11 protein-coding genes are annotated in these 11111 nt (G+C 69.5%); 6 read left to right on the top strand and 5 right to left on the bottom strand.

The window, feature by feature from the left end; translation table 11 throughout:
* A partial coding sequence (locus HUU96_RS04930; RefSeq protein WP_174291742.1) for a cation:proton antiporter occupies positions 1-1205 on the top strand: 1205 nt, incomplete at its 5' end.
* On the opposite strand, the gene HUU96_RS04925 is transcribed toward HUU96_RS04930, so the two are convergent.
* From HUU96_RS04925 to HUU96_RS04905, 5 genes are read right to left on the bottom strand one after another with little or no spacing between them, the layout of a single operon-like run.
* Positions 1202-2185 (bottom strand): Gfo/Idh/MocA family protein, encoded by a 984-nt coding sequence (locus tag HUU96_RS04925; RefSeq protein WP_174291733.1) that lies wholly within the window; start codon positions 2183-2185, stop codon positions 1202-1204. The genes HUU96_RS04930 and HUU96_RS04925 overlap by 4 nt on opposite strands.
* The gene (locus tag HUU96_RS04920) at positions 2182-3156 is read right to left on the bottom strand and encodes an MDR/zinc-dependent alcohol dehydrogenase-like family protein (protein WP_174291741.1); all 975 of its coding nucleotides are present in this window, start codon (positions 3154-3156) and stop codon (positions 2182-2184) included. Before HUU96_RS04920 ends, HUU96_RS04925 begins: the two co-directional genes overlap by 4 nt.
* Positions 3153-4070, bottom strand: coding sequence for a glycosyl hydrolase (locus HUU96_RS04915; RefSeq protein WP_174291740.1), 918 nt, complete (start codon positions 4068-4070; stop codon positions 3153-3155). The genes HUU96_RS04920 and HUU96_RS04915 overlap by 4 nt, the downstream gene beginning before the upstream one ends.
* Positions 4067-4906: a TIGR04290 family methyltransferase gene (locus HUU96_RS04910; RefSeq protein ID WP_174291739.1), complete on the bottom strand. Its 840-nt coding sequence runs from the start codon at positions 4904-4906 to the stop codon at positions 4067-4069. The genes HUU96_RS04915 and HUU96_RS04910 overlap by 4 nt, the downstream gene beginning before the upstream one ends.
* Positions 4899-5489 carry a histidine phosphatase family protein gene (locus tag HUU96_RS04905; RefSeq protein WP_217430266.1) on the bottom strand — a complete coding sequence of 197 codons (591 nt, stop codon included), beginning with the start codon at positions 5487-5489 and terminating at the stop codon, positions 4899-4901. The genes HUU96_RS04910 and HUU96_RS04905 overlap by 8 nt, the downstream gene beginning before the upstream one ends.
* Before the next feature lie 194 nt (positions 5490-5683).
* Between HUU96_RS04905 and HUU96_RS04900 the strand changes: the two genes are divergently transcribed.
* The 5 genes from HUU96_RS04900 to HUU96_RS04880 all read left to right on the top strand — a co-directional run.
* Positions 5684-6799, top strand: a complete 1116-nt coding sequence (locus HUU96_RS04900; RefSeq protein ID WP_174291737.1) for an NAD-dependent epimerase/dehydratase family protein — start codon at positions 5684-5686, stop codon at positions 6797-6799.
* Positions 6796-7893, top strand: coding sequence for an SDR family NAD(P)-dependent oxidoreductase (locus HUU96_RS04895; protein WP_254605006.1), 1098 nt, complete (start codon positions 6796-6798; stop codon positions 7891-7893). Before HUU96_RS04900 ends, HUU96_RS04895 begins: the two co-directional genes overlap by 4 nt.
* Positions 7890-8969 (top strand): glycosyltransferase family 4 protein, encoded by a 1080-nt coding sequence (locus HUU96_RS04890; RefSeq protein ID WP_254605005.1) that lies wholly within the window; start codon positions 7890-7892, stop codon positions 8967-8969. Before HUU96_RS04895 ends, HUU96_RS04890 begins: the two co-directional genes overlap by 4 nt.
* Complete coding sequence (locus tag HUU96_RS04885) at positions 8966-10081, top strand: CgeB family protein (RefSeq protein WP_174291735.1); 1116 nt, start codon at positions 8966-8968, stop codon at positions 10079-10081. Before HUU96_RS04890 ends, HUU96_RS04885 begins: the two co-directional genes overlap by 4 nt.
* On the top strand, positions 10078-11111 hold a 1034-nt coding region (locus HUU96_RS04880), incomplete at its 3' end, for a CgeB family protein (RefSeq protein WP_174291734.1). The genes HUU96_RS04885 and HUU96_RS04880, both read left to right, overlap by 4 nt.

The following is an 11111-nucleotide window of genomic DNA, read 5'->3' as shown; positions in this document are numbered from 1 at the left end:
CGCTCGGCGCGATCGTCGCGCCGCCCGACGCGGCGGCGGCGATGGCGGTGCTCAAGACCGCGCGGCCACCGCACCGGATCAAGGTGATCCTGGGCGGCGAGTCGCTCCTCAACGACGCCTCGGCGCTTCTGCTGTACCGGCTGGCGGTCGGCGCGGCGATGGCGGGGGGAACGCTGCAGACCGAGGTCATCGCGCCCGCCTTCCTAGTGTCGGTACTGGGCAGCCTGGTCGCGGGGCCGGTGCTCGCATTCGCTTGGTCGCGAGTCATCCGGCGGGTCCAGCATGTTCCCAGCTCGATCATCATCCAGTTCGTCGGCACCTTCGGCATCTGGGTGGGGGCGGAGCGGCTGGGCCTGTCGCCGATCCTGACGATCGTTACCTATGCCCTCACCACCGCCAGGATGGCCCCGGCCGAGACGCCCGCGCATGAGCGGGTGGCGGCCTATGCCGTGTGGGAAACGGCAGTGGTGGTGCTGAACGCGCTCGCCTTCGTGTTGCTCGGATTGCAGCTCGGGCCGCTGATCCGCCATGCCGAGCGCGGCGAGGTCGAGCGCTGGGCGATCGTCGGCGGCGCGGTGCTGGCGACGGTCATCGTCATGCGCCTTGCCTGGGTGATGGGCGCGACTGCCGTGATCCGCTGGCGCGAGGGGCGGCCGGGTGCGCAGCCGTCGCCGGCTTATGCGCGCAGTAGCTGGCAAGGCAGCGCGATCGCGGGCTGGTGCGGAATGCGCGGGATCGTCACCGTCGCCACGGCGCTGGCGCTACCCCGCAACTTTCCGCAGCACGACATCATCCTGTTCACCGCCTTCGCGGTCACGCTGGGGACGCTGCTGATCCAGGGGCTGACGCTGCGCCCGCTGGTTCTCGCGCTGGACATCGACGAGGAAGATCCGGTGGAGGAGGAGGTCCGGACGGCGCGGGCGACGTTGGCGGAGGCGGGGCTGGACATGCTGGCCGACCGCGACGACGAGGATGCGCTCGCCCTGCGCCATCGCTTCGAGGAGGAACGGCGCGCCGCGGTCGAGGCCGACAATGGCGACGGCCGCGCCACCTTGTCGGGCAAGGTGCTGCGCGCGCAGGTGCTGGAGGTACAGCGCCAACGACTGCTCGACCTGCGCCGCGACGCGACGATCGGCGACGACGCGTTCCACCTGCTGGAGGAGGAACTCGACTTCGCCGACCTGGCGGTGCGCAGCCGGCTTTAGCCGGCGTAGATCGCGTCGAGCACGGCCGCGACCTCGACCAGCCGCTCGGCGGCGGCGTCAAAGCGCGGCGACTGTGCCAGTGCCAGCGCCCAGTCGGCGGCGGCGCGGCCGCCCCAGTCGTCGGGGCCGGTCGTCAGCGTCTCGGTCGCGGTGCCGCGATAGCGCTCGGCGGTGAAGTCGTAGAAGGAGCCGCCGACATTGCGCAGCGATGCGCCGCCGGCGGTGCCGTAGAAGGTCGCGCCGATCTCGGCATCGCGGCCTGTGTTTGCGCGCCAAGAGCAGGCAAGCCGCACAGCTGTTCCGCCCGCGAGCGTGAAGGCGGCAGTCGCGAAATCCTCAACCGCATCGCCGGTGAGCGGCGCACCGTTGGCGAAAAGCTGCGCCACCACCGCGCCGTCCAGCGCCGGGAAGCCGAGCGTCCACATCGCCAGATCGACGAGATGCACACCCAAGTCCATGACGCAGCCGCCGCCCGACTGCGCGCGGTCGTAGAACCACGGCTTGCCGGGGCCATAGGCGTTGTGGAACACCAGATCGACCGCGAAGACATGGCCCAGCTCGCCGGAGCGCACCAGCGCGGCGATCGCCTGCATACCGGCGGTGACGCGATAGGAGAAATCGACCGACAACAGCCGGTCGGCCGCCCGCGCCGCCGCGACCACCCGCGCGGCTTCCGCCTCGTCTCGTCCCAGCGGCTTCTGGCAGAACACCGCCGCGCCGGCGTCGAGCGCCTGGATCGACTGGTCGGCGTGGAGCGCGCTGGGCGTCGCGATCACCACTCCCTCGGGCGCGAGTGCCAGGATCGCGTCGAGATCGGCGACCGCCCTCGCGCCGGGAGCGATCGCCAGCGCCTCGGCGACCATTTCGGGCGAGGGATCGGCGACTGCCACCACCTCTACGGCGTCGGTCGCCAGCATCGCCTGCAGCCGGTGGCGGCCGATCCAGCCGACGCCCAGGAAACCCACGCGCGGCCTGGTCACGCGAACGTCACCAGCGCCTTGACGAACCCCGCCGGCTTGTCGCGCGTCGCCGCCAGCGCCTCGCCGAGCCGGTCGAGCGGATAGCGGTGCGAATAGAGCGGCGTGGGGTCCAGCCGACCGCTCGCCACCGCCGCGACCGCCTCCTCGACGCCGCGCCGGACAACGGCGGGGTCGCGCTCGTGCGCGTTGACGACGTCGATGCCCTTCCAGTTCCAGCCCTGCATGTTGACCTGGCGCGGGCCGTCCTGATGATAGCCGGCGATCACCAGCCGGCCACCCTCTGCGACCAGCTCGCCGGCGAGGTCGAGCGGCCATTGCTTGCCGACCGCCTCGATCACCCGCTCGGCACCGCGCCCGTCGGTCAGCGCCCGGACGCGCTCGATGATCGCGTAGTGATCGTTCATCGGCACCGTCTCGGCGGCACCATAGTGGCCGGCGAGGTCCAGCGACTCCTGGCGGCGCGAGATGGCGATGACGCGCGCGCCGGCTTCGCTTGCCAGCCGGGTCAGCACCGCGCCGAGAAAACCGATACCGATGATCGCCACCGTCTGTCCGGCGCGGATATCGCTGCGACGGAAGATGTTGAAGGCGCAGCCCAGCGGCTCGCCCGGGAACGGCTGGCCGGCCAGAGCGTCCGGGAGCCTTACCACCTGATCGGCGCGCGCCACGTCATAAGCCGCGAAGCTATGGCCTGCGAGGGCAGCCACCCGCTCACCGACGGTGAGGTCGCCCACTCCGCCGCCCACCGCATCGATCACGCCCCAGCCCTCATGGCCCAGCCCGCCCGGCTCGCCGGGATAGGTCGACCAGGGCTGGCCCTCGAACGGCTCGACGTTGGAGGCGCAGACGCCGCACCCCTCCAGCCTGATCCGCACCTCGCCCGGGCCCGGCTCGGGCAGCTTCACGGTGTCGAAGCGCAGCGCGGCCGGTCCGGTCAGCACCGCCGCCTGCATCGCGTCCACGGCCTTCATCTCGCGGTGGCGGCCGCTGCGACCCGCGCCGGCGCGTAACGCTCGATCGCCCAGGCGCAGAAATCCGCAAACGCCTGCGGGTCCCGTGCCGGGCTGGTGTGGTGCGGCTCGACGCCGAGATGCTCGGGCGTGAAGCAGAAGGTGACGGTGGTGTCGAAGTCGGCCAGCGCGTCCATCTGCCGGTCGAACCAGTCGGTGGCATCGGGGCGGAAGCTGTCTGCCCAGCTGAGCCCGGTGCGCAGCTTGGTCGTGCCCAGCCGCTTCATCCACGCCACCGCGTCGTCGAGGCGCGGGTCGTTATAGTGGAACCACTGCATCAGCCCCATGTCGGCGGCGACGCGCGCATAATCGTCCAGCGCCGGCTTCGGGGTGCCGTCCTCGCGGATCAGCCCCATGTAGAAGTGGCGGTAATAGCTCGACCCTTCCGCCTCGCGGTGCCGGGTCTCCGCCCCCCACGCCATCGGCAGGTCGAACAGCGAGTACCAGAACACCCGCGGCACCCGCCCGATCAGCAGCTCGGCGGTGCGGTTGAGGCCGAACACCTGCACCTCCTCCGCCCCGAACGAACCGACGCCGACCTCCGTCACCCAGATCGGCTTGTCGGTCACCGCCTCGATCTCGGCGACCTTGTCGGGCCACGCGTGGATCGGCCACAGGTTCCAGTCGAGCGGAAAGCCGTGCACCGCGACCACATCGACCTCGGCCAGGCCGCCATGCCCCTCGATGCGCTGCAGCCAGAGCGGGTCGATCGGCGACATGCCGCCCAGCACCCGCGTCATCGCCGGGTTCGCCCGCCGGATCGCGCGGCCGGCACGGGTCACCGTGTCGGCATAGATCGACCAGTCCGGATCGAGGCCCATGTCCCAATGGGACTTGTTGTTGGGCTCGTTCCAGATCATCGCCGCTTCGATCAACGCTTCGCCTCCCCAAAAGCCGGCTCTGTCGCCGGCCCGTGTGCCGGATAGACCACTGCCGGTCCGTACTCACCGAACGGCACCGATGCCACCCGGCACAGATACACTTCCTCCTCCGGCTGCACCTCGATCGTGAAGCCGGCCGCGCGCAGCATGGCCGCGCTGCACGCCGCATTGGGTGCCCACCAGTTGGTCCAGTCGCCGGCGAAGCGATGCTCGATGAAGCGCATCGCCGGATAGCCCGGCTCGATAAAATAGTCCGGCGCATCGTAGGTGCCGGGCGCGAAGAACGGATGATCGCGCGGCACTTCGGCGATGGTGTTGCCGCCCTGCTGCATGGTCTGGAACAGCAGCAGGCCGCCCTCCTCGCTGACGACATGTTCGCGGATCAGGTCCAGCGCGAGCAGCGGATGGCGCAGGTGGTAGAGAACGCCCATGAAGATCACGAGGTCGAACCGCTCGCCCAGCGCGGCGACGTCATAGACCGACAGCTTGCGGAACTCGACGCCGCCACTCTGCTCGGACCAGCCCAGCACCTCGGTCGCGAGCCGCGCCTGCGCCAAATAGCGTTCGTCGCTGTCGATGCCGAGCACCCGCGCCGCCCCGCGCCGCTTCATCTCGACCGAGTAAAAGCCGGCGTTGCAGCCGATGTCGAGCACGCTCTTGCCGGAAAGGTTGGTCGGCAGCGCGTCGGCGAAGCGCGCGAACTTGAAGGCCGGATAGTCGCCCAGGAAATGCTCCGGCGCGGTGACCACCCCGCCGCCAAGGTCGATATTGTGGAACCAGGGGGCGAGCGCCGCCACCCGGTCGCGCAGCGACGCTTCGCCGTCAGCCATGATGCGTCACCCCCTCGTTGATGGACACGACCCGCATGCCCCAATCGCCGGCCACCAGCCGGCTCACCGATGCAGGCTCGATATCGAAGCGGAGCAGATTGTCGAGCGAAAGCCCCAGCGCATGAGCAATGGCGGCGCGGATCATGTCGGAATGGCTGACCATCGCGATCGTCTGCTCGTCGTAAGTGCGCGCGGTCCGCTCGATATGCGCGACGATCCGCGCCTGCGCCTCCGCCATGCTCTCGCCCCCGGGCATCCGCGCCGTGCCGCGATGCTCGTTCCAGGCCCGCCAAGCCTGATCGTCACCGAAACTGTCGAGCGCGCGGCCGGTCCACTCGCCCATGTCGATCTCGATCAGCGCAGGCTCGACCACCACCGGCCCGAGCGCCTCGGCGGTGGCGCGGGTGCGGTCGAGCGGGCTGGCTTCTACCCGGTCGATGCGTTCGGTCGCCAATCGCTCCGCGAGCGCCGCCGCCTGGTCGCGGCCATGCTCGCTCAGCGCCACGCCTTCGCGGCGTCCCGACAGCCTGAGGTTGAAATCGACATGCTCCGCGTGGCGGATCAGAAGCAGCGTGATCGCCAAGGGAAGTTCGCAGCCTCTCCGATCGACAGACGCAAGCATGTTGCGCGACAGGAACGATCCGGGCAAGAAGGAATGTAGAAGAAGCTGGTCGACCGCCAGCGCAAGCGACCGCTCGGCACTTATGGAGTACCTGCTGGAATGAACATGAACAACACCAGCCTTGCCATGTCCTTAATCTCGATCAGGGCTCAATCGTGAGCGAGACGGTTCTCGTCACCGGCGGCGCCGGGTTTATCGGCCGTTTCGTCACGGAGGAGCTGCTGCGCCGGGGCAATCGGGTTCGCGTCCTCGATGCGCTGATCGAACAGGTGCATGGCGAGGTCGACGGGTCGGCGCTGCTGAACCCCGAGGCCGAGCTGATCCGCGGTGACGTGCGCGACAAGGCGGCAGTGGCAGGTGCGCTGAAGGGGGTCGACAGCGTCGTGCACCTCGCCGCCGAGGTCGGCGTCGGCCAGTCGATGTACGAGGTCGAGCGCTACACCTCGACCAACGACGTCGGCACGGCGGTGCTGTTCGAGGCGCTGATTGATCAGCCGGTGCGCCGCGTCGTCACCGCCTCATCGATGTCGATCTATGGCGAGGGACTCTATCGCGACGCCGACGGCACGATGGTGGAGGATGCCGAGCGCCACGGCCTGAAGGACGGGCTGTCCAACTGGGAGCCGGTGGATGCGCAGGATCGCCCGCTGACGCCGCTGGCGACGCCGGAGTGGAAGCGGCCGGCACTGTCGTCGATCTATGCGCTCAACAAGTACGTCCAGGAGCGCACCACCCACATCATGGCCGCCCCCTATGGCATGGAGGGCGTCTGCCTCAGGCTGTTCAACGTCTATGGCCCCGGCCAGGCGCTATCCAACCCTTATACCGGCGTACTGGCGATCTTCGCGTCGCGGCTGCTCAACGGCCAGCAGCCGATGATCTTCGAGGATGGCGAGCAGCGGCGCGACTTCGTCCACGTCACCGACGTGGCGCGCGCCTTTGCCGACGCGCTGGTGCTGCCAGCGGCGGCCGGCGGCACCTTCAACATCGGTTCCGGCCACGACCGCTCGGTGCGCGAGGTCGCGACCGAGCTGGCCCGGGCGATGGGCAAGAACGATCTCCAGCCGGAAATCGTCGGCAAGGCGCGGATCGGCGACATCCGCCATTGCTTCTGCGACACATCGCTGGCCGCCGCCAAGCTGGACTTCCGGGCGCGCCAGGATTTCGGCGAGGGACTGGCGCAGCTCGCCGAATGGGTCGCGCGGCAGACCGCGACCGACAAGGTGGCGGAAATGCGCGCCGAGCTGGAAGCGCGAGGCCTTGTCGCGTGAGCGACGACGGTGACAAGGCTAGCATAAACAGCGCTCCGGTGCTGGTCACCGGCGGCGCGGGCTTCATCGGCTCCAACCTTGCCGACCGGCTCGCGCGCGATGGCCACCAAGTGCGGGTGTTCGACGCGCTGTCGCGGCCTGGCGTCGAGCGCAACCTCGACTGGCTGCGCGGCACGCATGGCGAGGCGATCGAATTCGTCCACGCCGATGTGCGCGACCACCACGCGCTCGCCGCCGCCGCTGCCGATGCGCAGGCGGTGTTCCACCTCGCCGCACAGGTCGCGGTCACCACGTCGATGACCGATCCGCGCGAGGACTTCGACATCAACATCGGCGCGACCTTCGCGCTGCTCGACGCCCTCCGCCGCAGGGGTGACGCGACGCCGCTGATCTTCGCCTCGACCAACAAGGTGTATGGCGACCTCGCCGATCTCGATTTCGCGCTGGAGGACGGGGCATATGTGCCGGTCGATGCCGAGGTTCGCGCCTACGGGATCAGCGAGGCGCGGCCGCTCGACTTTCATACCCCCTATGGCTGCTCCAAGGGCGCGGCCGATCAATATGTACTCGATTATGCGCGCAGCTTCGGCGTGCCGACCTGCGTGCTGCGGATGAGCTGCATCTACGGCCATCGCCAGATGGGCACGGAGGATCAGGGCTGGGTGGCGCACTTCCTGATCCGCGCGCTCGAAGGCAAGCCGATCACGCTGTACGGCGACGGTCACCAAGTGCGCGACATCCTCGACGTCTCCGATGCGATCGAGGCCTATCTGGCCGCATGGCGCTCGATCGAGACGGTCAAGGGCCGCGCCTTCAACCTGGGCGGCGGCCCTGCCAACGCGATCAGCCTGCGCCAGTTGCTGGCCTATATGGGCGAGCTTACCGGGCGCGACATCGAGGTGAGCTTCGCCGACTGGCGTGCGGGCGACCAGCGTTATTTCGTTGCCGACAGCCGCGCGGCGACGGCGGCGCTGGCACTGGGTGCGAAGAGGCCGTGGCGAGAGGGAGTGGCGCGGCTGGCGCGCTGGCTGGCGGAGGAACGCCGGCTCAACCTGCCGCTCGCAGCCGGACTGGCTACGGGAATGGCAGCGTGAAGCTGCTGATGACCGCCGACGCCGTCGGCGGCGTCTGGCAATATGCGGCCGAGCTGGCGCACGCGCTGACAGCGTATGAAGTGGAAACCGTCGTCGCGGTGTTCGGGCCACCACCGAACGATGATCAGCGGCGGCTGATGGCTGCCATACAGGTCGTCGAGACCGGGTTGCCGCTGGACTGGCTAGCGGAGGGGCCTGACTCGGTGCGGGCGGCGGCCGTGCGGCTCGCGAACCTCGCGTCGGAGATCGATGCCGATCTGATCCAGCTCAACAGCCCCGGCCTGGCAGGCGCAGCGCGCTTCCCCTGCCCGATCGTCGCGGTCGCGCATGGCTGTGTCGGCACCTGGTGGGACGCGGCCGAGACGACACCGCTGCCCGGCGCGCTGGCGTGGCAGGTGGCGATGACGCGCGAAGGATTGGCAGCGGCCAACATCGTAGTCGCGCCATCGGCCGCCTTTGCTGCGATCCTGCAACGCGTCTACGGGCTTAGACGCAAACCAATCGCCGTTCACAACGGCCGCACGCCGGTGTCGACCGCGCCGTCTACGATGGCCGACCACGTCTTCACCGCCGGCCGGCTATGGGACCGGGTCAAGAACACCGCCCTGCTCGACGCGGTGGCGGCCCGCCTGCCAGTGCCGCTGCGCGCCGCTGGCCCGGTCAGTGCGCCGCACGGCGAGACGGTGGCGAGCCGTCACCTGACGCTGCTCGGCACGATCGCGTCGGCCGACCTGGCAGCGGAACTGGCACAGCGGCCGATCTTCGTGTCGGCGGCTTCCTTCGAGCCGTTCGGGCTGGCGGTGTTGGAAGCGGCGCAGGCGGAATGCGCGCTGGTCCTGTCCGACATCGCCACCTTTCGAGAGCTGTGGGACGGCGCGGCGCTGTTCGTCACCGATACCTCGCCCGACAGCTGGGCGACCGCCATCAAGGCGTTGCGTGCCGAGCCCGAGCGGCGCGCGCGCCTGGGCCAGCTCGCGGCCGAGCGGGCAATGCGCTACACGCCGGCCGCCACCGCCGCGGCGATGATCGCGATCTACGCCGGCCTGTTGCGGCAGAGGCCGCGCATCGCCGCATGAGGATCGTCTATTTCACCCATTCGCTGCTGTCCTGCTGGAACCACGGCAACGCCCATTTCCTACGCGGCGTCCTACGCGAACTGATCGCCCGGGGCCACGACGTCACCGTATACGAGCCTGCCGGCAACTGGAGCCTGCAGAACCTGCTTGCCGATGCCGGCGACATGGGGCTGGAGCCGTTCCGCCGTTTCTACCCCGAGCTGGCGTCGATCGCCGTCGAGCCGGATGCAGCGCTGGAACCGCTGGTCGATCGTGCCGACCTGGTGATCGTCCATGAATGGAACGACCCGGCGCTGGTCGCCGCACTGGGCCGGTTGCGGCAGGCCGACGGCGGTTTTCGGCTGCTGTTCCATGACACCCACCACCGTGCGGTCAGCGCGCCGGACGAAATGCAGGCCTATGACCTGTCCGGGTACGACGGCGTGCTGGCGTTCGGCGAAGCCCTGAGCGAAGTCTATCGCCACTGGGGTTGGCAGGGCCGCGTCTGGACCTGGCACGAGGCCGCCGACACCCGCCTGTTCCACCCTCCCGCCGACGAGGGCACGCGCGAGGGGCTGGTGTGGATCGGCAACTGGGGCGATGGTGAGCGCACCGCCGAGCTGGAACGCTTCCTGCTCGCTCCCGCCGCCGCCGCGCGACTGTCGCTGGACATCTATGGCGTGCGCTACCCCGATGAGGCGCTGGCGATGCTGGCCGCCCATGGCGCACGCTATCACGGCTGGGTTCCCAACGCCGCAGCCCCGGCGATCTTCGCGCGCCACCTCGCCACCGTGCATGTCCCGCGGCGTTACTATGCGACGATACTGCCCGGCATCCCGACCATCCGCATGTTCGAGGCGCTGGCCTGCGGCATCCCGCTGGTCTCCGCGCCCTGGGACGATGCGGAGGAGCTGTTCCGCCAGGGCGAGGATTACCTCGTTGCCGCCGATGGCGACGCGATGACGCGCCACCTGTCGGCGTTGCGCGACGATGCCGACCTGCGCGCGGAGCTGGTCGCGTCGGGGCTCGACACCATCCGCACCCGCCACACCTGCGCCTACCGCGTCGACGAGCTGCTCGCGATCGTCGACACGCTGGGCATCCCGGCCGCCGTTTCGGAGAACGCTGCGTGAAGATCGCCTTCTACGGCTCCAGCCTGCTCTCCTCCTACTGGAACGGCGCGGCAACCTATTATCGCGGCATTCTGTCGGCGCTGGCCGAATATGGCTATGACATCGTCTTCTACGAGCCCGACGCGTTCGACCGGCAGCAGCATCGCGACATCGACCCGCCGGCCTATGCTCGTTCGGTCGTCTATCCCGCGACGGCCGAGGGGCTGCGCGGCGTTCTCGCCGAAGCGGCAGCGGCGGACATCGTCGTCAAGGCGAGCGGCGTCGGCGTGTTCGATGCCGAGCTGATCGAGGGGATCACCCGCCATGCGCGGCCGGGAGCGCTGAAGATCTTCTGGGACGTCGACGCCGCCGCCACCCTCGACGAGATGCGCGGCGACCCGTCGCATCCGGTGCTGCGCGCGCTACCCGACCTGGACCTCGTGCTGACCTATGGCGGCGGGCCGCCGGTGATCGACGTCTATACCGGGTTCGGCGCGGCCGAGTGCGTGCCGGTCTACAACGCGCTCGACCCCGCTACCCACCATCCGGTGCCGCCCGACGAGCGCTTCGCCTGCGACCTCGCGTTCCTCGGCAATCGCCTGCCCGATCGCGAGCGCCGCGTGGAGGAGTTCTTCCTCACGCCCGCCACGGCGCTGCCGGAACGAAGCTTCCTGATCGGCGGCAATGGCTGGGAGAGCAAGGCGATGCCGGCCAATGTCCGCCACCGCGGCCATGTCTACACCGCCGAGCACAACGCCTTCAACTGCACGCCCAAGGCGGTGCTGAATGTCGCGCGCGACTCGATGGCGAGCATTGGCTTCTCGCCAGCGACGCGCGTGTTCGAGGCAGCAGGCGCGGCCGCCTGCCTTATCACCGACGCGTGGGAGGGGATCGAGCAGTTCCTGACCCCCGGTGCCGAAGTGCTGGTCGCCCGCGACGGCCGCGACGTTGCCGAGCATCTGGCCGCGCTCACCCCCGAGCGGGCCCGCGCGATCGGCGCTGCGGCGCTGGCGCGGGTGCTGGCCGAGCACACCTATGCGGTGCGCGCGCG

This window comes from Sphingomonas bacterium (genome assembly GCF_903644135.1).
Taxonomy (GTDB): domain Bacteria; phylum Pseudomonadota; class Alphaproteobacteria; order Sphingomonadales; family Sphingomonadaceae; genus Sphingomonas.
Note: the sequence above shows the minus strand (reverse complement) of the source record. Positions and strands in the feature narration are given on the sequence as shown.